The sequence below is a fragment of the Candidatus Dormiibacterota bacterium genome, from assembly GCA_036495095.1.
GTDB lineage: Bacteria > Chloroflexota > Dormibacteria > Aeolococcales > Aeolococcaceae > CF-96.
Genome location: DASXNK010000004.1, coordinates 20,674 through 41,259 on the forward strand (window position 1 = coordinate 20,674; position 20,586 = coordinate 41,259).

Annotated in this window: 20 protein-coding genes, 1 pseudogene and 1 riboswitch; of the genes and pseudogenes, 10 read left to right on the forward strand and 11 right to left on the reverse strand. The window is 74.2% G+C overall.

Going from position 1 to position 20,586, the window contains the following annotated elements:
• Nucleotides 1–64 precede the first annotated feature (64 nt).
• Nucleotides 65–1,357, forward strand: coding sequence for a pitrilysin family protein (locus VGL20_00275; protein ID HEY2702102.1), 1,293 nt, complete (start codon nt 65–67; stop codon nt 1,355–1,357).
• Between the two features lie 17 nt (nt 1,358–1,374).
• Here VGL20_00275 and VGL20_00280 read toward each other — a convergent pair whose 3' ends face one another.
• Together VGL20_00280 and VGL20_00285 are read right to left on the reverse strand one after the other, a co-directional pair.
• A complete protein-coding gene (locus VGL20_00280) occupies nt 1,375–3,327 on the reverse strand; it encodes a hypothetical protein (protein HEY2702103.1) in 1,953 nt (650 codons plus the stop codon).
• Nucleotides 3,328–3,406: 79 nt separating this feature from the next.
• Nucleotides 3,407–4,492: an isocitrate/isopropylmalate dehydrogenase family protein gene (locus VGL20_00285; GenBank protein HEY2702104.1), complete on the reverse strand. Its 1,086-nt coding sequence runs from the start codon at nt 4,490–4,492 to the stop codon at nt 3,407–3,409.
• Between the two features lie 96 nt (nt 4,493–4,588).
• On the opposite strand from VGL20_00285, the gene VGL20_00290 reads away from it, so the two are divergent.
• Nucleotides 4,589–5,473 (forward strand): A/G-specific adenine glycosylase, encoded by an 885-nt coding sequence (locus tag VGL20_00290; protein ID HEY2702105.1) that lies wholly within the window; start codon nt 4,589–4,591, stop codon nt 5,471–5,473.
• A gap of 10 nt (nt 5,474–5,483) precedes the next feature.
• A complete protein-coding gene (locus VGL20_00295) occupies nt 5,484–6,470 on the forward strand; it encodes a formyltransferase family protein (protein ID HEY2702106.1) in 987 nt (328 codons plus the stop codon).
• Between the two features lies 1 nt (nt 6,471).
• Here VGL20_00295 and VGL20_00300 read toward each other — a convergent pair whose 3' ends face one another.
• The 4 genes from VGL20_00300 to VGL20_00315 all read right to left on the reverse strand — a co-directional run bounded on the left by VGL20_00300 (nt 6,472) and on the right by VGL20_00315 (nt 10,234).
• Nucleotides 6,472–6,780, reverse strand: a complete 309-nt coding sequence (locus tag VGL20_00300; protein HEY2702107.1) for a hypothetical protein — start codon at nt 6,778–6,780, stop codon at nt 6,472–6,474.
• A 26-nt stretch (nt 6,781–6,806) separates the two neighbouring features.
• Nucleotides 6,807–7,364, reverse strand: coding sequence for an SMI1/KNR4 family protein (locus VGL20_00305; protein HEY2702108.1), 558 nt, complete (start codon nt 7,362–7,364; stop codon nt 6,807–6,809).
• Nucleotides 7,365–7,420: 56 nt separating this feature from the next.
• On the reverse strand, nt 7,421–9,112 hold the full coding sequence (thiC, locus tag VGL20_00310) for a phosphomethylpyrimidine synthase ThiC (protein ID HEY2702109.1): 1,692 nt from the start codon (nt 9,110–9,112) through the stop codon (nt 7,421–7,423).
• 79 nt (nt 9,113–9,191) lie between these two features.
• A riboswitch (TPP riboswitch) is annotated at nt 9,192–9,296 on the reverse strand.
• Entirely contained in the window at nt 9,296–10,234 is a 939-nt protein-coding gene (locus VGL20_00315; GenBank protein HEY2702110.1) for an alpha/beta hydrolase, read from the reverse strand. (Overlaps the previous riboswitch by 1 nt.)
• Before the next feature lie 94 nt (nt 10,235–10,328).
• Between VGL20_00315 and VGL20_00320 the strand changes: the two genes are divergently transcribed.
• The 4 genes from VGL20_00320 to VGL20_00335 all read left to right on the forward strand — a co-directional run bounded on the left by VGL20_00320 (nt 10,329) and on the right by VGL20_00335 (nt 14,702).
• Nucleotides 10,329–11,516 carry an acyl-CoA dehydrogenase gene (locus tag VGL20_00320; GenBank protein HEY2702111.1) on the forward strand — a complete coding sequence of 396 codons (1,188 nt, stop codon included), beginning with the start codon at nt 10,329–10,331 and terminating at the stop codon, nt 11,514–11,516.
• A gap of 9 nt (nt 11,517–11,525) precedes the next feature.
• Nucleotides 11,526–12,536, forward strand: a complete 1,011-nt coding sequence (locus VGL20_00325; protein ID HEY2702112.1) for an acyl-CoA dehydrogenase family protein — start codon at nt 11,526–11,528, stop codon at nt 12,534–12,536.
• A 76-nt stretch (nt 12,537–12,612) separates the two neighbouring features.
• On the forward strand, nt 12,613–13,887 hold the full coding sequence (locus VGL20_00330) for an NAD(P)/FAD-dependent oxidoreductase (GenBank protein HEY2702113.1): 1,275 nt from the start codon (nt 12,613–12,615) through the stop codon (nt 13,885–13,887).
• A 101-nt stretch (nt 13,888–13,988) separates the two neighbouring features.
• Nucleotides 13,989–14,702, forward strand: a complete 714-nt coding sequence (locus VGL20_00335) for a VTT domain-containing protein (GenBank protein HEY2702114.1) — start codon at nt 13,989–13,991, stop codon at nt 14,700–14,702.
• On the opposite strand, the gene VGL20_00340 is transcribed toward VGL20_00335, so the two are convergent.
• On the reverse strand, nt 14,699–16,084 hold the full coding sequence (locus tag VGL20_00340) for a S53 family peptidase (protein ID HEY2702115.1): 1,386 nt from the start codon (nt 16,082–16,084) through the stop codon (nt 14,699–14,701). The two genes, VGL20_00335 and VGL20_00340, sit on opposite strands and share 4 nt — an antisense overlap.
• 128 nt (nt 16,085–16,212) lie before the next feature.
• Between VGL20_00340 and VGL20_00345 the strand changes: the two genes are divergently transcribed.
• The 3 genes from VGL20_00345 to VGL20_00355 all read left to right on the forward strand — a co-directional run bounded on the left by VGL20_00345 (nt 16,213) and on the right by VGL20_00355 (nt 17,641).
• On the forward strand, nt 16,213–16,461 hold the full coding sequence (locus tag VGL20_00345; protein ID HEY2702116.1) for a hypothetical protein: 249 nt from the start codon (nt 16,213–16,215) through the stop codon (nt 16,459–16,461).
• A gap of 105 nt (nt 16,462–16,566) precedes the next feature.
• A complete protein-coding gene (locus tag VGL20_00350; protein HEY2702117.1) occupies nt 16,567–16,821 on the forward strand; it encodes a hypothetical protein in 255 nt (84 codons plus the stop codon).
• 31 nt (nt 16,822–16,852) lie between these two features.
• Nucleotides 16,853–17,641 carry a DUF72 domain-containing protein gene (locus VGL20_00355; protein ID HEY2702118.1) on the forward strand — a complete coding sequence of 263 codons (789 nt, stop codon included), beginning with the start codon at nt 16,853–16,855 and terminating at the stop codon, nt 17,639–17,641.
• On the opposite strand, the gene fdhD is transcribed toward VGL20_00355, so the two are convergent.
• The 4 genes and pseudogenes from fdhD to VGL20_00375 all read right to left on the reverse strand — a co-directional run bounded on the left by fdhD (nt 17,638) and on the right by VGL20_00375 (nt 20,577).
• Nucleotides 17,638–18,465, reverse strand: coding sequence for a formate dehydrogenase accessory sulfurtransferase FdhD (gene fdhD, locus VGL20_00360; protein HEY2702119.1), 828 nt, complete (start codon nt 18,463–18,465; stop codon nt 17,638–17,640). The two genes, VGL20_00355 and fdhD, sit on opposite strands and share 4 nt — an antisense overlap.
• The gene (locus VGL20_00365) at nt 18,465–19,484 is read right to left on the reverse strand and encodes a patatin-like phospholipase family protein (GenBank protein HEY2702120.1); all 1,020 of its coding nucleotides are present in this window, start codon (nt 19,482–19,484) and stop codon (nt 18,465–18,467) included. Before VGL20_00365 ends, fdhD begins: the two co-directional genes overlap by 1 nt.
• A 219-nt stretch (nt 19,485–19,703) precedes the next feature.
• Nucleotides 19,704–20,147, reverse strand: a complete 444-nt coding sequence (locus VGL20_00370; protein ID HEY2702121.1) for a hypothetical protein — start codon at nt 20,145–20,147, stop codon at nt 19,704–19,706.
• An 85-nt stretch (nt 20,148–20,232) separates the two neighbouring features.
• Nucleotides 20,233–20,577: pseudogene (locus VGL20_00375) on the reverse strand (YciI family protein).
• Between the last annotated feature and the right edge of the window lie 9 nt (nt 20,578–20,586).

The window sequence follows — 20,586 nt, forward strand, 5'->3', positions numbered from 1 at the left end:
AACATCAGTTCGGTCCGCAAGCCCTCCCCACCCTCACGCCGCGGAGCCGTCACACTTGTCACCCATGACATCCGACGTTGCCACCCCGACGGTGACCCGGCTCCCCAACGGGGTCACCCTGCTCGACGCCCCCATCCCCTTCAGCCGCAACGTCGGCGTCGTGCTCATCGTGCGGGCCGGCTCGCGGGATGAGTCCGCGTCCACGGCGGGTCTCGCCCACTTCCTCGAGCACCTGTTCTTCAAGGGCACCCGGCGCCGGCCGACCACGATGGACATCAGCCGCGAGGTCGACCGCCTCGGCGCCATCACCAACGCCTACACCGACACCGAGGAGGTCGCCTACTACGCCGAGGGCCCGGCGACCACCCTGGCGCCGCTCGCCGACATCCTCACCGACATGCTCAGCCGGCCCCTCTTCGCCCCCGAGGAGGTGGAGCGCGAGCGCAACGTGGTCCTCCAGGAGCTGGCCGCCCGGCTGCTCCGCCCCACCGGCTGGATCGGAGACCGGCTGCTCAGCGTCGCCTTCGGCGGCGGCCAGCCGATGTCGTGGTCGGCGGCGGGCTATCCGTCGGTCGTCGCCGAGGTCAGCCGCGAGGCGATCGTCGACTACCATCGCTCCTTCTACTCGCCCGAGTCGATGGCGCTGGTGGTGAGCGGGGGCGCCGGCCTCGGGGTCGAGGAGGCCGCCGAGCTGCTCGCCGACGTGCCCACGGCGAGCCCGCGGCCGCGCATCCCCGCGGTCTGGGGGCAGGGTGAGCGCTACACCGCCAACATCCGGCCGCTCTCCGCCCAGGAGGAGCCACAGGTCGACCTGGCGCTGGCGCTGCCCGGCATCCCCGCCCACGACCCCGACCGGGCGAGCCTGGCGGTGATGACCCACGTGCTCGGCAGCGGCATGTCGTCCCGGCTCTTCCACACCGTCCGGGAGCGCCACGGGCTCTGCTACCGGATCTCCGCCGGCCACGAGTACTTCGAGGACGCGGGGCTGTTCACCATCTCGACCGCCACACGGCCCGCGGACGCGGCCCGGGCGGTCGAGCTGTCGGTCGCCGAGCTGCGCCGCCTCGCCGTCGAGCCGGTGGGCGAGGACGAGCTCGAGGCCGCCCGCGCCTCGATGATCGGCCGGCTGCTCCGCAGCACCGAGACCGCCGGGAGCAGCGCGCACTGGTACGCCGCCCGCTGGCGCGCCGGGCTGCCGCTGCAGACCCCCGACGACCGCGCCAGTGCGATCGCCGGCGTCGGCCCCGAGCAGGTGCAGGCGGCCGCGACGAGGATCGCCGCCGGCCTCGACCAGGTCCGCCTCGCCTTCGTCGGCCCCGATGACCAGGGCGAGGAGATCCTCGCCGCGGCGAGCTAGGGACGCCCGAGGCGCCCTCAGGCCTCGAGGCGACCCGTCGTCTGCGCGAGCCGGACCAGGCGCCGGATGTCCTCGCGCTCGGGTGCGACCGCGACGATCTTCCGGTAGACGGCGACGGCGCCGGCGTCGTCGCCGCGTGAGCGCAGCAGCTCGGCGATGCGCTCCAGGTAGCCGGTGGCGAGGGCGACCTCTCGGTCGGCGAGGCAGACGTCGGCGAGCCGCCACAGGGGCGCCTCGTAGACGGGGTCGGCGCGCCAGCCGGCGAGGTAGCAGTTGGTCGCGGAGCGGTTCTGGCCGAGGGCCAGGCAGCGGTCGCCGCTGTCGAGGGCGAGGTCGGCGGTCTCGCGCCCGGGCAGCTCGGCGGCGACGCGCTGGAGCAGCGCGGCGGCCTCGGAGCCGCGCTTGCGGCGCAGCTGCTCCTCCACCAGCTCGCGGGCGGTGGCGACATCGGGGATCCGGTCCGGGGCGGCCTGACGGCCCCGGCGGCGCTTGCGCTCCGGCTCGGCGAGGGCGGCGGCGATCCCGGCCGCCTCCTGGGCCGCCCGCACCGCCTCCTCGCGGCGCTTCTGCGCCATCCGCTCGGTGAGCATCTGCTGGCGCGGCGACTGCCGCACGCTCCAGCCGCCGGGGGCCTGCGGGGGCAGCACCGGCACCGCGGCGGCACCATCGGCGGTGGCCGGGATCACCGGCGGCGACGGCGGCGCCGCGGGCAGGTTCCAGCGCGACGCCACCGCCACCGGCGGCGGCTGCGGAGCCACCGGCGCGGGTACGGAGGCGGAGGCGATCGCATCGCCCACCAGCGCGGGATCGGTGAGGTGGAAGCCGTCACGCGGCGCGATCGGATAGAGGCTGGGGGCGACCGGCACCACCGGCGCCACCGCCGCCACCGGTGCCTGAGGCGCCGGCAGCGTGTAGAACGCGGGGTGGATGGTCGCCCCGGCCGTGGAGGCCGGCGCCGGCGCGCCCGCGGCGGCGGGGGGCGGGGGCGCGTCCCGGCGGAAGGTCGGCGGCACCCGCATCGCCTCGGGGTCGAGCACCCCGGGAGGCGGCAGCGCCTCCATCAGGCGGAGGCGCAGCAGCACCGCGCGCGCGGCCGACTCCTCGGCGTCCTCGATCTCGCCGAGCATCGCGGCGGCGCGAGCCTCCGCCTCGGCGGCAACCCGGGCGGCCTCGGCCTCGGCGGCGCTCCGGGCCTCGGCCTCGGCGGCGGCCCTGGCCTCGGCCACGGCGGCGGCATAGGCCTGGGCGGCGGCCGCGGCGGCGGCGTAGGCGGGGGGCGGCTCGGGGGCGGCGCCGCCGCCGAGGGCGGGCAGGTCGACCTCCAGCCCCTGGGCCATCGCCTCCTCGAGCAGGCTGCGGAGTGCCGAGACCTCCTCGGTGGCGGCGTCGGCGAGGTCGACCAGGCGGCCGGCCTCGGCCTCGCTCCACGCCTGCTCGCGACCGGGCTCGGTCTCGGAGCGGGCGATGGCGCGCGCCACCTCGGCGGTGACGGTGTCGTCGGCGCCGACCATGCCGCCGAGGTCGAGGTCGAGAGCCGGGTCGCCACCGGCGCGCTGTGCCGCCTCCACCTCCTCGACACCGATCAGCACCTGCCCCCACCGCGCCGGCCGGGCGGGCTCGAGCGGGGCCACCGGGGCCGCCGGCGGCGAGCTGGCGGGAGCGGCGTCGAGGGCGAGGAGGAACTCGTAGATGGAGCGGCGCAGCCGCTTGCTCAACGCCCGGGCGAGGTCCGCGGAGCCGGTCTCGAGCGCGAGATGGGCCGCCTCCTCGGCGACACCCAGCAGCGAGGTCTCGTCGAGGGTGCCGCGCTGCTCGAGCGCGGTCAGCCGGTTGTCGAGCAGCGACCGCAGCCCGGGCAGCTCGGCATCAGGGCCGAGGGCGGCGATCCCCTCACGCCAGGAGCGTCGCAGGGCCGCGGCGCTCGCCGACGGGTGCTGAACAGGTTGGGAGGAACCACCCGGATGATCCACACGACCGATTCTCCCGGCCCGCGGTGAAGTCGCCTGCGTCGAGCCGTTGACGAACCCGTGACAGGAGCGACGGGTCCGGCTACGCCCCCATCCGATCGATGACCGCGTCGGCCACCTCCGAGGTGCCCACCGCGGTGGGGTCGTCGCGGTCGGGCTTCATGTCGTAGGTGACCCGCCGGCCCTCGGCGATGACCTCCGAGATCGCCGTCTCCAGCCGCTCGGCGGCCTCCGGCTCGCCGATGTGGCGGAGCATCATCACCCCGCTGAGCATCATCGCCATCGGGTTGGTCCTGTTCAGCCCCGCGTACTTGGGGGCGCTGCCGTGGGTGGCCTCGAAGAGGGCGATCTCGTCGCCCATGTTGCCCCCGGGCGCCAGCCCCAGGCCGCCGACCAGGCCGGCGCAGAGGTCAGAGAGGATGTCGCCATAGAGGTTGGGCATCACCATGACGTCGTACAGCTCGGGCTTCTGCACCAGCTGCATCGCCATGTTGTCGACGATCCGGTCCTCGAACTCGATGTCCGGGTACTCCTGGGCGACCGTCTCGGCGACCCGCAGCCACAGCCCGTCGGTGTGCTTCATGATGTTCGCCTTGTGCACCGCGGTCACCTTCGACCGCCCCTGCTGGCGGGCCCAGCGGAAGGCGAAGTGGAAGACTCGCTCGGTGCCGTAGACGCTGATCGGCTTGATGCTGATCCCGCTGTCACGGCGGATGTCGCGCCCGGAGAGCTCGCCGATGGTGTCGATCAGGCGCAGCGCCTCGTCGCTGCCCTCGGCGAACTCGATCCCGGCGTAGAGGTCCTCGGTGTTCTCGCGGACGATGATCAGGTCGACCTCGGAGTATCGCGAGCGCACCCCCGGGTACCACTTGCAGGGACGCACCAGCGCGTAGAGGTCGAGCTCCTTGCGCAGCGCCACGTTGACGCTGCGGATGCCCTTGCCCACCGGGGTGGTCAGCGGGCCCTTGATCGCCACCCGGTTGCGGCGGATCGACTCGAGCACGTGGTCGGGCATCGGCTGGCCGTACTGCTCGACCACCCCCAGCCCCGCGTTGTGGATCTCCCACTCGATGTCCGCCCCGGCGGCGTCGATGGCGCGGCGCGCCGCCTCGCTGACCTCCGGGCCGACACCGTCGCCGGGGATCAGCGTGATCGTGTGCCGCGTCATCCCTGCATCCTCCAGGTACAACCCTCCTCCGCGGACGGGGCGCCGCCGCGACGGCCGCCCAGTCTGCCAGAACACGGCGCGGCTACGATCGGCCGGGTGTGGAGTGACCCCCTCCCCTCCTGGTACGCGGGCCACGGCCGCCATCACCTGCCCTGGCGCCACACCCGTGACCCCTGGGCGGTGCTGGTCAGCGAGGTGATGCTGCAGCAGACGTCGGTGGGCCGGGTGCTGGAGCGCTGGGGGCCGCTGCTGGACCGCTGGCCCGATCCGGCCAGCCTCGCCGCCACCCCGCTCGAGGAGCTGCTGCGGGCCTGGGACGGGCTCGGGTACCCCCGCCGCGCCCGCGCCCTCCACATCGCCGCGGCGCACCTCGCCGCCGGCGGCTGGCCCGAGGACGAGGCGGGGCTGCGCCGGCTGCCGGGGGTGGGTCCGTACACCGCCCGGGCGCTGCGCGCCCTCTGCCTCGACGCCGCCGGGCCGCCGCCCCGCGACGTCAACCTCGGACGGGTGGCGGCCCGCGCCGGGCTCGGGGTCGAGCCCCACCAGGCGTCGCCGGCGCGGCTCGACGAGGAGCTGCTCCGGTCCCGGCCGGCGGGGATGAGCGCCCGCGACCACACCCTCGCGCTCTTCGACCTCGGCGCCACCGTCTGCCGCGCCCGCGCCCCCCGCTGCAGCGCGTGCCCGGTGGCGGCGGGATGCGCCTCACGCGAGCGCCTCGAGGGCGCACCGCCGCCCCCGCCACCCCGCCGGCAGGCGGCCTGGGCGGGCAGCCACCGCCAGCTCCGCGGGGCGGTGCTGCGCGCCCTCCTCGCCGCCGAGCCGCCGGCGGGCGCCGAGGCGCTGCTCGCCCGGGTGGGCGGCGCCGCCGCCGCGGCGCGGCCGGGCGCGGTCGAGGCCGCGATCGAGGAGCTCCACCGCGAGGGGCTCATCGCCGAGCTGCCCGCGTGGATGGGGAGCGGTCCCCCGCCGACCACCCGGTAGCATGGCCCGCATGGCGACCTCCTCCGACTGGCTGACCGAGGCGGAGCGGTGGCTGTGGGGACGGGGGTCGTTCAGCTTCATCCCCGACCGCGACCTGCCCCAGTCCCACGGCAGCCCCGAGCGCGGCGGCGGCCCCCGGGTGATCTTCGCCGGGTTCCCATCGGACTACAGCCTCGCGTTCCTCCTCGCCCTCCTCCGCCTCGACGTCGAGCTGGTGGGCATCGTCACCAGCCCGGGGGCACACCCCGCCATCCTCGGCACCAACGCGCTGAGCCGGATCGCCGGCCACCTCTCGATCCCGCTGCTGCGCCACTGGCGGATCAACGACGAGCACGCCCGCCAGGAGATGGCCGGGCTCCAGCCCGCGCTCGGCGTCATCGCCAGCTTCGACCAGATCCTGGGGACGCGGGCGCTGGCCATCCCCGCCCACGGCTGGCTCAACATCCATCCCAGCGCGCTGCCCGCCTACCGCGGACCCGAGCCGATCTACTGGACCATCGCCGACGGCGCCGCCGAGGCGGGCATCACCCTGCACCGCGCCGTGCCCAAGTTCGACGCCGGGCCGATCATCGCCCAGCGCCGGCTCCGTCCCGCCGCCGACGAGACCGCGGGCACCCTCACCCACCGGCTCAGCGCCCTCGGCGCCGAGGCCCTCGGCGAGGCGGTGGCGGCGATGCTCGCCGGCGACCCCGGGGTCCTGCCTGACCTCGCCGAGGGGTCGTACCGGCCCTCGGTCGGGCACCGCCACCTCAGCACCGCCGGCTCCGCCGCCGAGGCCGAGCGGATGGTGCGCGCGGGGGTGCCCAACATGCCCGCCTGGGTGGAGGTGGAGGGCCATCCCGTCTTCGTCACCCGGGCACGCACCGTCGCCGACTGCGGGGCGGCCGCGGGCCTCCGCTATCCCGACGGCTGCCTCCAGTTGCTGGAGACCGCGGTCGCCTGCGGCTGCCACCACGACGATCCCCACTGCCCGCACCGCGAGCGGGCCGCCGACTAGATCACTCGGTCGGCGAGGGCTCGGTCGAGGCGTCCTTGCTATCCCGGTCGAGGCTGATCCGGCGCTCGAGCATGCGCCCCATGAAGTAGCCGCGGCAGTTCGGGCAGCGGGTCCGCTCGATGTGGCCGCGGAGCTGCTGCATCAGGTGGAGGGGGGGCGCGACCGGGGTCATCAGCTTGTCGACGACGAGGCGGAACTGCATGCAGGTCAGCAGCACCTCGGGAAGCGTGCCGTCACCGAAGACGACCACCGCCAGAGGTCCGATGCCGCTGCGTTCGGAGTACATCACGGAGAGGAGAACGGCCCACACCGACCCGATCCTGCGGTCGCTGGTGGCTACCGGCCTCCCCAGGCCCCCCGCGGCCGGTGCGGAACGGCCTCGCCGTCGAGCCAGCGGACCAGCCACGCCTCCAGGGACGGAGCCTCGCGCTGCAGCCATTCGGCCGGGCGCAGGCCGAGCTCGAGGGCGCTGCCCACCCCGGAGAGCACCTCGCCTCCCCGGGCGTCGAGGCAGAACAGGACCCCGTCGCGGGCCTCGGACAGGGGCAGCACCTCGGTGGGCCAGGCCTCCATCGTGACCACCAGGCTGCGCCCGCCCGGCCGCGGGGGGTAGGGCCCGCGGGGGGGCCGGAGCATGCCCTCGTAGACGCCGACGAGGTCGTCGCCCTCGGGGTCACGCCGGCCGCTGCCGATGCCGTAGAGCGGCACCGGGCCGACCCCGCCGTTGGCCACCTCGAGGTGGAGACGGCGGAGGCCGGCGGGAAGGGAGAAGCCGAGCCGCGCCTCCGCCTGCTCGATCTCGGTCACCGTGGCGCGAGGCGGGATCGGAGTGCCAGCGGTGAGGCAGCGCTGCCGGACGCGCGCCAGAACATCGGCAATGTCGACGATCGCCATGGCCGTCCATGCTGCCTGAACGACGGGTCGGTCTGCAGGCCCGACCCGGCCGGCGCTCACGCCGGACGGTAGACCGCGGCGCCGGTGCGCTGGAACTCGTCGGACTTGTCCCGCATCCCCGCCTCGAGCGCCGCCTCGGTCTCCAGGCCGTGGGTGCGCGCGTACTCCCTCACCTCCTGGGTGATCTTCATCGAGCAGAACCTGGGGCCGCACATCGAGCAGAAGTGGGCCCGCTTGGCGGGGGCGGCGGGGAGGGTCTCGTCGTGGAACGACGCGGCGGTGTCGGGGTCGAGCGAGAGGTTGAACTGGTCCTCCCAGCGGAAGTCGAAGCGGGCCCGCGAGAGCTCGTCGTCGCGCGCCTGGGCGCCGGGGTGGCCCTTGGCCAGGTCGGCGGCGTGGGCGGCGATCTTGTAGGCGATCACCCCGTCCTTCACGTCCTTGCGGTTGGGCAGCCCGAGGTGCTCCTTGGGGGTCACGTAGCAGAGCATCGCGGTGCCGTACCAGCCGATCATCGCGGCGCCGATCGCCGAGGTGATGTGGTCGTAGCCGGGCGCGATGTCGGTGGTCAGCGGGCCCAGGGTGTAGAACGGCGCCTCGTGGCACAGCTCGAGCTGCAGGTCCATGTTCTCCTTGATGCGGTGCATCGGAACATGGCCCGGGCCCTCGATCATCACCTGGCAGTCGTTCGCCCAGGCGACGGTGGTGAGCTCTCCGAGGGTGCGCAGCTCGGCCAGCTGCGCCTCGTCGTTGGCGTCCGCGATGCACCCCGGCCGCAGCCCGTCGCCGAGCGAGAAGGCCACGTCGTAGGCGCGCATGATCTCGCAGATCTCCTCGAAGTGGGTGTAGAGGAAGCTCTCCTCGTGGTGGGCGAGGCACCACGCCGCCATGATCGAGCCGCCCCGGCTGACGATCCCGGTGAGCCGCTTCGCGGTGAGCGGCACGTAGCGCAGCCGCACCCCGGCGTGGATGGTGAAGTAGTCGACGCCCTGCTCGGCCTGCTCGATCAGGGTGTCGCGGTAGGCCTCCCAGCTCAGCTCCTCGGCCTTGCCGCCCACCTTCTCCAGGGCCTGGTAGATCGGGACGGTTCCGACCGGAACCGGGGAGTTGCGGATGATCCACTCGCGGGTGGCGTGGATGTCCCTGCCGGTGGAGAGGTCCATGATCGTGTCGGCGCCCCACCGCGCCGCCCAGGTCATCTTCTCCACCTCCTCCTCGATCGAGGAGGCCACCGCCGAGTTGCCGATGTTGGCGTTGATCTTCACCAGGAAGTTGCGACCGATGATCATCGGCTCGGTCTCGGGATGGTTGACGTTGGCGGGGATGATCGCCCGTCCCCGGGCCACCTCGGTGCGCACCAGCTCGGGGTCGACAGCCTCGCGGAGCGCGACGAACTCCATCTCCGGGGTCACCAGGCCACGGCGCGCGTAGTGCATCTGGGTGACGGCGGCGCCGGCCCTGGCGCGCAGCGGCCGCACCGACTCCGCGCTCCCCTGGTACTCCTCGACATCGCCACGCTCGCGGATCCACGCCCCCCGCACCGACTCCAGCCCGCGGTGCACGTCGGTGCGCACGCTCGCATCGGTGTACGGCCCGCTGCTGTCGTAGACGCAGAACACCCCCTCACCGTCCTCGAGCACGATCTCCCGGACCGGGACCTGGAGGTCGGGGCGCGAACCCTGGAGGTGCGCCTTGCGGCTGCCCCGGATCGGAGTGGCGGATGCCGCGAGGTCGGTGGGCGCCTGGGCCATCTGACGTCTCCTGCTGGGTGTCACCCGCCGGAGACGCGCGGGGGCGGCCACGGACGGCGGCGCGCACACAGGCGCCCGCTCCTCGGCCGGCCCGCTTTCCCTTCGCTCGTACTAACGAGATCAGGTTCCAGGAGTTGGTGGTCCTGATACCACCTCTCAGCTGCTCGCTCCCCCAGCGGGACGCTATTCGGTTGTCGATGGAGAAGGATACTCCGGCCGTGCGCCCCGGCCCACCGACGCGGCCAGCTCCTCGATGGCGGTCAGGCAGCGCCCCGGGTGGGAGAGCGGCAGCAGGTGGTCGGCCCCGGCGACCACCTCGAGGGTGACCTGGGGATGGCCGGCGGCGAGCTCCTCGAGCAGGCCGAGGTCGGGGAGCGGGTCGGTGCCGCCGATGAGCAGACGCACCGGCACGCCGGCCTCGACCAGCCAGGCGGGCCGGGCGGTCGCGCCCACCAGCTCGGCGAAGCTCTGCGAGTACGACTCCCAGGTGTGGCGGACGCCGTCGAGGGCCACCGCCAGAGGCAGCTCGGGCCGGTAGGTGGTGGCCACCCGGCGAGCCAGCCAGGGACGGCGCATGCACATCGCCCGGCAGAGGTGGCGCGAGTACCGGGTGTCGGTGCAGAAGGTGCGCTCGGTCCAGGTCAGCGCCCGCCGGGTGGCGGCGCGGGCGCCGGCCGGGCCGCGGTAGAGCGGCGGCGAGACCAGCAGCAGGGCGCCGACCAGCCCGGGGTGGGAACGGGCGAGGGCGAGCGCGACCAGCGCGCCGAAGCTGTGCCCCGCCACCACCGCGGGGGCGTCGTCGACCCCGGCCGCCGCCACCGTCGCGGCCACCGCAGCGGCGTGCGCCTCGAGGCTGTACCCGGTGGGCGGCCAGGGTGAGGCGCCGAAGCCGAGCAGGTCGGGGACAAGCAGCCGGTGGCGAGCTCCGAGGCGGTCGAAGGCGCTTCCCCAGAGCCGCCCCGAGGCGGCGAGCCCGTGGAGCAGCAGCACCGGCGTTCCGGCCGCGCCGGCCCGCCGCGCCACCAGCGGGCCGCAGTGCCGGGCGGGCAGCGGCTCCTCCCAGCCGAACGCCGCCCGGCGCCGCAGCGCCGCCGCCCGCCCCGACCGCCAGCCCGTGGTCACGTCCCGCACGCTACCCGCAGGCGGCGGCCGGGCGCCGACCTGCGATCATCGACCCGCGGGCCGCTGCGGGCCGGGCGAGCAAGGGGGATGAGGCATGGACTTCGAGCTGAGCGGCGAGGATGCCGCCTTCCGCGACGAGGTGCGCGGCTGGCTCTCCGATCACCGCGAGCAGATCGCGCACACCCGGGCGGTCGACTGGGAGGCGGGCGGCGAGGCGTTCGAGCGCTACCGCAGCTGGGAGCGGGCCCTCTTCGACGCCGGGCTCGGCGCCGTCGCCTGGCCCGAGGAGTACGGCGGCCGCGGCGCCTCGATGGTGCAGCAGGCGATCTTCAACGAGGAGTACATCCTGGCCGGCGCCCCCGACCGGATCAACCGGCTGGGGATGGGCCTGCTCGGTCCCACGCTGATGGTCTACGGGACCGCGGAGCAGAGGTCCCGCCACCTGCCCCGCATCCTCGCCTGCGACGAGATCTGGTGCCAGGGCTACAGCGAGCCCGACGCCGGCAGCGACCTCGCCTCGCTGCGCACCCGGGCGGTGCGCGAGGGCGACGAGTTCGTGGTCGACGGGCAGAAGACCTGGACCTCGCTGGGCCGTTTCGGCGACTGGATCTTCACCCTGGTGCGCACTGATCCAGCCGCGCCCAAGCACCGCGGCATCACATTCCTGCTCGTCGACATGCACAGTCCCGGGGTCGAGGTGCGGCCGCTGGTGCAGATCGACGGCAGCGCGCGCTTCGCCGAGGTGTTCTTCACCGGCGTGCGGGTCCCCGCCGCCAACGTGGTGGGGCGGGTGGACGACGGGTGGGCGGTGGCGATGACCCTGCTCGGCTTCGAGCGTGGCGGCGGCCTCTACGGCCCCGCGCTCTTCCACCGCATCCTCCGCGACGTGATCGACCTGTCGCGCCGCGAGCCCCGTGGTGATGGGGTCGCCGCCGACGACCCCGACGTGCGCCGCCGGGTCGCCCAGTCGTACATCGAGACCCGCGTCTACGAGCTCACCGTGCAGCGCGCGCTCACCCGGCTGGCGCGTGGCGAGGCGCCCGGTCCCGAGGCCTCGCTCAGCAAGCTGTACTGGTCGGAGATGAAGGTGCGCCTCGACGAGCTCGCCCTCGACATCCTCGGTCCGCGCGCCGAGCTCGGCCGCGGCTCGCCCGAGGCGGAGCACGACGGCGGCTGGTACGCCGACTACCTGTACGCGCGCGCCAGCACCATCTTCGCCGGCACCTCCGAGGTGCAGAAGAACATCGTCGCCCAGCGCGTGCTGGGCCTTCCCCGCGAGTAGGAACGGCGCATGGACTTCGACTTCTCCCCCGAGCAGTACATGCTCCGCGACACCGTGCGCGACCTGCTCCGCCGTGAGTGCAGCCCGGCCGCGGTGCGGGGCGCCTGGGCCTCGCCGACGGGACGCTCGCCGGAGCGCTGGCGGAGGCTCGCCGACCTCGGCGTGGTCGGGCTGACCGTCCCCGAGGAGCACGGCGGCGCCGGCATGGACGAGGTCGACCTGGTGCTCATCCTCGAGGAGGCGGGGCGCGCGCTGCTCCCCGAGCCGCTGCTGGAGACCACCGCCGTGGCCGCGCCGCTGCTGGCCCGCGCCGGTTCGGACGAGCTCCGCAGCCGCTGGCTGCCGCGGATCGCGAGCGGCGAGGCCGGCGTCACCGTGGGGCTCGCCGGATCGCCGTACGTCGCCGACGCCACCGCCGACCTGGTCATCCTCGAGCGCGAGGGGGCGCTGCACGCGGTCACCCAGGACCGGCTCACCCTGCGGCCGCTGCGCTCGATGGACGGCGCCCGCCGGCTCTTCGCGGTGACCGCCGAGCTCGGCGGCGACACCGTGCTCTCGAGCTCGCCGGAGGACGCGCGCTGGGCCTTCGACCATGCCGCCGCCGCCTCCGCCGCCGAGCTGGTCGGCGTCGCCGGCGCGATGCTCGACATGACCGTCGACCATGTGAAGCAGCGCGAGCAGTTCGGCCGGAGGATCGGGTCGTTCCAGGCGGTGCAGCACAAGCTCGCCGAGACCCTGATGCTGGTCGAGTCGGCGCGCGCCGCGGTGTACTACGCCGCCTGGGCGCTGGCCAACGACGCCCCCGACGCCAGCATCGCCGCCAGCGTCGCCAAGGCGTGTGCGAGCGACGCCGAGCGGCGCACCAACCTCGAGGCGCTGCAGCTCCACGGCGGCATCGGCTTCACCTGGGAGCACGACCTCCACCTGTGGCTGAAGCGCGGCAAGGCGCTGGAGCTGCAGCACGGCGACGCCGACCTCCACCGCCGGCGGATCGCCGACTGGATCTACGCCCCTGGGTGAGGGGCCTGGCCCTGCCCCGCCCCGTCGCGACCGGTACCGTACGTCCCTCCACCGGCCGCTGTCAGGAGTGCCGCACATGGGAGAGGCCCGCCCCCGGGTGGTGATCCTCGGCGCCGGCTTCGGCGGGCTCGCGGCGGCGCGGGCGCTGCGCGGGGTGCCGGTGGACGTTGTCCTCGTCGACCAGCACAACTACCACCTCTTCCAGCCCCTCCTGTACCAGGTCGCGACCGCGCTGCTCGACCCCTCGGAGATCGCCTACCCGGTCCGCGCCGCGCTGCGCCGTCACCGCAACGTCGACTTCCGCCTCGCCCGGGTGATCGGCGTCGACCTCGAGCGCCGGCGGCTCACCACCACCGGGGGCGAGCTCGCCTACGACCACCTGGTGGTCTCCGCGGGAGCGGTGAACAACTTCTTCGGGCTCACCTCGGTGGAGGAGCACACCCACGGCCTCAAGTCGCTGGGCGAGGCGCTGGCGGTGCGCAACCACCTGCTCACCTGCTTCGAGCGGGCGGCCTGGAGCGACGACCCGGGGACCCGCAGACGGCTCCAGACCGTGGTGCTGGTGGGCGGTGGCGCCACCGGAGTCGAGCTCGCCGGGGCGGTGAGCGAGCTCGTCCACCTGGTGCTCCGGAGGGACTTCCCCCACCTCGACCTCGAGGAGGTGCGGATCTGCATCGTCGAGGCCGGCGACACCGTGCTCGGCGCCTTCGCCCCCTCGTTGCAGCGCGCGGCCATCCGCACCCTGGAGCGGAAGCGGGTGAGCCTGGTCTTCGGCGCCCAGGTGGCCGGGGTCGACGAGCGCGGGGTGTCGCTCCGCGACGGCAGCCGGATCGAGGCGGCGACGGTGGTCTGGACCGCGGGGGTGAGGGGCTCTCCGGTGGGCGCCTGGCTCGGCCGGGTCGACCGCCAGGGCCGGGTCGAGCTGGGTCCGACCCTGCAGCTGCCCGGCCACCCGGACGTCTTCGTGATCGGCGACCTCGCCCGGGTGGCCGGCAGCCGCGGCGAGGCCCTCCCGCAGCTCGCCCCGGTGGCGATGCAGGAGGCGAAGCACGTGGCCCGGTCCATCGCCGGCTCGCTCCGGGGAGAGGCGCCCGCGCCCTTCCGCTATCGCGACCGGGGCACGATGGCGACGATCGGCCGGAACGCGGGGATCGCCCAGATCGGCCCGCTGCGCCTCGGCGGCTTCCTCGGGTGGGTGACCTGGCTCACCGTCCACCTGCTGCTGCTGGTCGGCTTCCGCAGCCGCGTGGTGGCGCTGCTGAACTGGGGGTGGGACTACGTGGCCTACGACCGGCCGGTGCGCCTCATCGCCGCCCCCGCCCCGAGCGACCCCGGCGACACCGAGCTGTGAGGCGCAGGAACCGGCGGGACGCCGCCGTTTCACCCTCGTGAGCCAGCCGTGCGCGCCCGCACACCCCCCGGAGCCGCCGTGTCGGTGACAATGGCCGCCACATGAGCACTGAGGTGACGCCTCGCCCTGCCACCGGCCCGGACACCACCGGCTTCCCGGTCGGAACGGCGGATGTCGCCTGCGTCGGCCCGATCTTCGCCCACAACATCTGGCTGCTGTTCTCGACTCCGATCGGGCCCTCGCTGCTCGGCCCCCACCCGCTGCTGCTCTCGTTCCTCCGGGGCAGCCTCCCGGCGATGATCACCACCGGCGCCGTCGCCCACCGCGGCGACTTCCCGCTGCTCCTGGCGCTGCTCGCCCCCCTCTTCATCACCTGCTTCTCGGACCCCTTCTACTACTGGGCGGGCCGGCGCTACGGGCGGAGGGTGATCACCTACATGACCGGCCCCAGCCCGCGGGCGCAGCGGCGGATGGCGCGGGCGGAGCGGATGTTCGCGCGCTGGGGCGCGCCGATGATCTTCCTCGCCTACTTCATCCCCTTCCTGCCCCAGTGGCTCTGCCTGATGGCGGCGGGTGAGATCAAGATGCGCATCTGGGTGGTCGCCCTCGCCGACGGCCTCGGCGCGCTGTGCTTCATCCTCACCTACGTGATGCTCGGCTGGTTCATCGGCAAGCCGGCGATCGACCTCGCCAACAACATCTCCCACTACGGCCTCTACCTGACCGGCGCTCTGATCGTGGTCGTCTTCGTGATCAGCTTCCGCCGCGCCATGGCCCAGCAGGAGCAGCTGAACCGGCCCCAGGACCAGCCCTAGTCCCGACCGGAGAGGGCCCTCACCAGCCGGGAGGCGTCGACGGTTCCCAGCCCGGTGGCCAGGTCGTAGCCCCGCACCGCCGGGTAGCCCTTCACCGTGACCATCACCGGCACCGCCGCCGCACAGGCGGAGGCGCAGAAGGTGAGGCTGTTGTCGCCGCCGACCACGTCGACGATCCCGGAGGCGTCCTCGCGCGCGAGCCGGTAGAGGCGGTCGTTGAGCACGCCGAGGCGCCGCCCGGCCGCCTGGCCGGCGACCGCGACGATGCCGGCGAACAGCGGGGTGGCCTCGCTCGTGCCACCGACGAGGTGCCAGCCGCCGGCCGAGGCCTTCGGGTTGGCGAAGCTGTAGTAGAAGACGGCGGCGCCGTCGACGGCCGCGCTCATGCTGACGTCGGGCGTGCCCCGATGGTCGCCGACCACGCTGCGCACCGAGTCCTGGAAATCGGGGCGGTCGAAGATGCTCGACACCCCTCCCCCGCCGGCGCCGCCGCCGTCGTCGTTCCACACCCGGTCGGGTGAGAGCCGGTTGCCGGCGGCGTCGAGGTTCAGCCGGGTGCCTCCGACCGACGTCACCAGCGGGTCGCTGGATGGCCAGGAGTTGACCCGCATCGGGTAGCAGCAGCTCTGGTCGAGGCGGGCGTCGGTGGCCCCGTTGTCGCCGGAGGCGCCGAGCACGGTGATGCCCTGCTCGGCGGCGTTCCTGAACGCGGAGCGGAGCCCGAGCAGCGCCGCGGCCGAGGGGAAGGTCTGCTCGGTGGCGCCGAAGCTCTGCGAGATGACGTCGGCGAGGTGGTGCTCGACGACGTGGTTCTCGGCGCGGACGATCTCGGGGAAGCCGGTGATGCCCTCGGTCTCCGACACCGGGGTGACCACCAGCAGCAGCTTCGCGCCCGGCGCCATCGCGTGGGCCCACTCGACGTCGAGGGTGGTCTCCTCCGCCCAGCCGACCATGTCCTCGTTGGCGGGGTCGAAGGCGGGCGGGGCGCCCGCCGGATGGATGACGGTGAGCTTCGGGGGATCGGGCAGGCCGAAGGCCTGGTCGAAGTGGTGGAGGTCGGCTGCGATGGTGGGCGAGCCGAAGGAGTCGACGACGGCGATGGTCCGACCCCGGCCATCCAGGCCGCGGGCGAGCAGCGGATCGAGCCCGTAGGCGTGGCGCAGCTGGGCCGGCCGGTAGCAGGACCGCTGCAGGTGGGCGCGGCACCAGGCGGTGTCCGGAGGGAAGGTGAGCGACTCCCGCGCCACGTGTCCCGTGATCGCCGGCCGTGGCGCCGTCGCCGCCCGCGCCGGCGCGCCGGCGGCGGTGTGCGCCGCCGAGGCGGCGGCGACCAGCAGCAGGGCGCCGGCACCCAGGACGGCGGCGCGAGGCCTTGGACTCATCGCGTTCTCCGGAGGGCGGTCAAGGAACCGAACGGATCATAGGGAGCCGGGCGAGGAGGGCACCAACCTGCCGCTGACGGACTCCGTTTGTATGATGGTTGGGTTGTCAGCTCAACCGGGAGTGGAGTATGGCCGAGCAGCCACCCGATCCCCGCCGTGACCCGCACACACCTCCGGACCCCGGTCAGGAGGCGGCGCCCGACGCCACCACCGAGGGGGTCGATCCCCGGGTCGTGCCCGAGGGCGACGAGATCGAGCGCGTCGCCGAGTCCTCCACCGGCCCCGGCGCCGGCGAGAGCGAGCTGGTCAAGGTCACGACCCCCCGCGACGTCGACGACGAGGACATCCCCCGCCACCCGACGCTCGGCAGCCCGTAGCCCGGCGATGTGACGGGATGGTTCGGGCCATCGACAGAGGGTTCACTTCGGGCCGGTGCGGTGCGACAATCCCGCCCCCACCCCTCCGGCTCGAGGAGACCCCACATGGCAGCTCCCTCGACCCTGCCGCGCTCCGGAGAGAGCGCCGCCCCGTCCGAACCCGGCTTCGTCCGGCTCGCCTCCTGTCCGCGGTGCTCTGGCCGGCGCCGGGTGCTCGTGGAGGTGCACGGAGACCTCCGCGGCCGCTGCCTCGGCTGCGGCGCCGAGCTGACCCTTCCCCTCGCCACCGAGCGCACCCACCGCATGCGCGTGGTCGGCCGCGCCGGCCAGGGCGTGGTGGAGATCGACCCGGAGGCCTGAGCCCCGCCAACTCCAGCCCGGAGCGGCCGGGATGACCGTCGCCACCGGCACCTCGGGGTGGCAGTACCGCGACTGGCGTGGGCGCTTCTACCCGGAGCGCCTGGCCCAGTCGCGCTGGCTCGAGCACTACGCGGCCCGCTTCGCCACGGTCGAGGTCAACAACGCCTTCTACCGGCTGCCCGCCGCCACCACCTTCGAGAGCTGGCGGCAGCGCACCCCCGCGGACTTCGTGATCACGGTGAAGGCGAGCCGGTACCTCACCCACGTGCGCCGGCTCCGCGACCCCGCCGAGCCGGTGGCGCTGCTGATGTCGCGGATGGAGCCGCTCGGCGACCGCCTCGGGCCCGTGCTCCTCCAGCTGCCGCCGACGATGCGCGCCGAGCCCGCACGCCTCGACGAGACCCTCGCCTGCTTCCCCGCCGGGGTGCGGGTCGCGGTGGAGATGCGCCACCGGTCGTGGTTCGTCCCCGAGGTGCGCGCCCTGCTGGAGCGGCACGGTGCCGCGCTCTGCCTCGCCGACCGGGAGTCGCGCCCGGTGACCCCGCTGTGGCGCACCGCCGACTGGGCGTATCTCCGCCTCCACGCCGGCCGCGGCCGCAACCGCCCCGGCTACGGCGACACCGCGCTGCGCTCCTGGGCGCTGCGCCTCGCCGAGCTCTGGGGACGGGACGTCGAGGGCTTCGTCTACTTCAACAACGACCAGCGCGCCTGCGCGGTGCGCGACGCCGCCCGCTTCGCCGCCCTCGCCCAACGCGCCGGCCTCGAGGTGACCCGGGTGCCGCCCGCCGCGGAGATCGCCGGGGCCTGCCGCCAGCTCTAGCCGGCGGCCACCTCGATCCGCTCGTGGCCGGTGTAGACGTTCATGCCGCCGTCGCGGAGGAACCCGACCAGCGTCATCCCCGCCTCCTCGGCGAGCTCGATGGCGAGGCTCGACGGCGCCGAGACCGCGGCGAGCACGGGGATGCCGGCGAGCAGCGCCTTCTGGGCGAGCTCGAAGCTGGCCCGCCCGGAGGCGAGGATGACGTGGGCGCGCAGCGGCAGCCGCCCGTCGGTGGCCGCCCAGCCGATCACCTTGTCGAAGGCGTTGTGCCGGCCCACGTCCTCGCGGACGCAGAGCAGCCGTCCCCCGGCGTCGAAGAGCGCGGCGGCGTGGAGCCCGCCGGTGCGGTCGAAGACCCGCTGCGCCTCACGGAGCCGCGCCGGCAGGGCGGCGAGCAGCTCGGCCGAGACCCGCACCGGGTCGCCGGCGACGTCCCACCGTGCCCGGGTGCGCACCGCGTCGAGGCTGGCGCGCCCGCACAGACCGCACGAGGAGCTGACGTAGAAGGCGCGGGCCCGGGCGGGGTCGAAGCCGGGGGCGGAGGCGGTGAGCTCGACCTCCAGGATGTTGTGCCGCCCGTCGGCGGCGACCTCGCAGGTGCGGATGGTGGCGATCTGCTCCGCCCCCGTGATCACCCCCTCGGTGACCAGGAAGCCGACGGCGAGGTCGAAGTCGTGGCCCGGGGTGCGCATCGTCACCGCCACCGGCACGCCGCCGGCGCGGATCTCCATCGGCTCCTCGACCACCACCGCGTCGGTGGTCCACGAGCGGCCCTGGGGGCCGAGGCGCAGCAGCCTCCGCCGGCCGCTCGCCGCAGAGGTCATCAGCCGCCGCTCGCCTCGGCCATCCCCGGCGGCGGCAGGGCGATTCCGGCCGGTCCCGGGTGGGCTGCCTGGCCGGTGGCGCGGCGCCACAGCGGCAGCACCCGGTCCTCGATCATCCGCCAGCTCGCGACCACGCGGCGGCGCTCCTCCTCGGCGAGCGGGACCGTCGCGGGCAGGGTCTCGCCGGCGAGCCAGGCGCGTGCCGCCTTGCGACCGAGCTCGAGCGAGCCGCCGAGGTGGGTGAAGTCGAGGACGCCGCCGAGCGCACCCACCTCGATGAGGTGCAGCGGCACCCCGGCGCCGGCGGCCGCGGCCAGCGAGCGGCGCCGCTGGTGCAGCTGGGCGACCAGGGTGGCACGGTCGATGATCGCGCCGAGCCCGACCGGGAGGTTGCTCAGCTCCGAGGTGCTGGCGTCGACGAGGAGGATGGTCCGGGCGCCGCGGCGCACCGCCTCGTTGACGCCGAAGTTGTCGATGACGCCGCCGTCGAGGAAGAGCCGGTCGTCGAGGGGCACCGGCGGCAGCACCGTGGGGATCGCCGACGACGCCCGCACCGCCGCGGCGACCGGGCCGCGGTCGAAGTAGATGAGGTCGCCGCTGAGCAGGTCGCAGGCGCCGATGGCGAGGGGGATCTGCAGATCCTCGAAGGTGAGCTTCCCCAGGGCGCGCCCGAGCAGGTGCTCGACCCGGCCGGCGGAGAGCGCCGCGCTGCGCCGCCAGGCGATCGCCCCGGCGTAGCCGAGCAGCATCCCGCGCATCATCCGGCGCACCTCGGGGTCGGTCCACCAGTACTGCAGGGCGCGGGCGTTCTCCATCTCGGGGTGCGCGGCGAGCCAGGAGCCGTTCCAGGCGCCGATCGAGGTGCCGACGATCAGATCGGGGCGCAGCCCGTGGGCGACGAGCTCGATGACGACGCCCGCCTGGGCGGCGCCGCGGGCTCCGCCACCGCTGAGGCAGAGGGCGACCGGAGCGCGCAGCGCGGCCAGCCGGGCCGCCACGACCGGAGGGGTGCCACTCATCATCGGAGCCTACACCCACCCGCTCGCAGGTCGCGTCGCACCGCGATGACACCCCCATGAGAGATGGTCGTGCCCTTCATATGAGAGCAACGCCGAAACCTCTGACTTCCTTGCCCGTACGAACCGCCAGGTGGGGCGGTCGCCACTGCACGAACGTCCGAAAGGTAGCTCGCTGGCGTCGATACGACAGCGCCGCTATCACCTGTTCAGATCGATGGCCTACCCCGCGACCGGCAGGTCGACGACGGTGAAGTGGGTGACCTTGTCCACCGCCCGGCCCTCGACCCCGGCGCGGACGTGGTGCGGCCCCGCCCTCTCGAAGACCATCGTGACCGGCACCGCGATCAGCGCCCGCTGGTCGGTGCCGACGATCGCCTGGGGGTGGCGGCCGACCAGCAGCTGACCCGAGACCTGGGCCAGCTGCTGGTTGTCGTCGTCCTCGACGCTGATCCTCACCACCAGCGGGTCGTCGGTCTCGTTCCAGTCGACGAGGAAGCCGGCGGCGATGGCGAACTGGGAGATCGGCGGCGCCGACCCCGGCGGCGGGTTCTGCGGGACCTGGCGCTGGTGGTGGGTCCAGGCGCCGCCGAGGAGGTGGAGCTTGCTGTCCGGCGAGACTTGCGCGGCGTCGCAGAGGATGAGGAAGTCGACGGAGGTGGGCATAGCGGGATTGTCCGGGTTTGTACCGGGGGGAGGCTGGAGCCACCCCCCGGTCGACCCCGGTCCATCGAGTCTCCGGCTACCCGGGGAAGTCCGAGGCCTCGAACAGCTGGCGGATCTCCACCTCACCGTCCCGGAACGGCGCCCGGGACATCCATTCGACCGCCTCCTCCCGTGACCCCACCTGGATCAGCCAGAACCCGGCGACCAGCTCCTTGGTCTCGGTGAAGGGTCCGTCGATCACGGTGCGCCTCTCTCCGGAGTACCGGATGCGGGCGCCCTTCGAGCTCGCCTGCAGCCCGTCCCCGGTGAGCATCACGCCCGCCTTGGTCAGCTCGTCGTTGAACGCGCCCATCTCGGCGAGCGCCTCCGGGGTGGGGAGGGCACCGCTCTCGGACTCGTCGGTCGCCTTGACGATCACCATGAACCGCATCGTCATCTC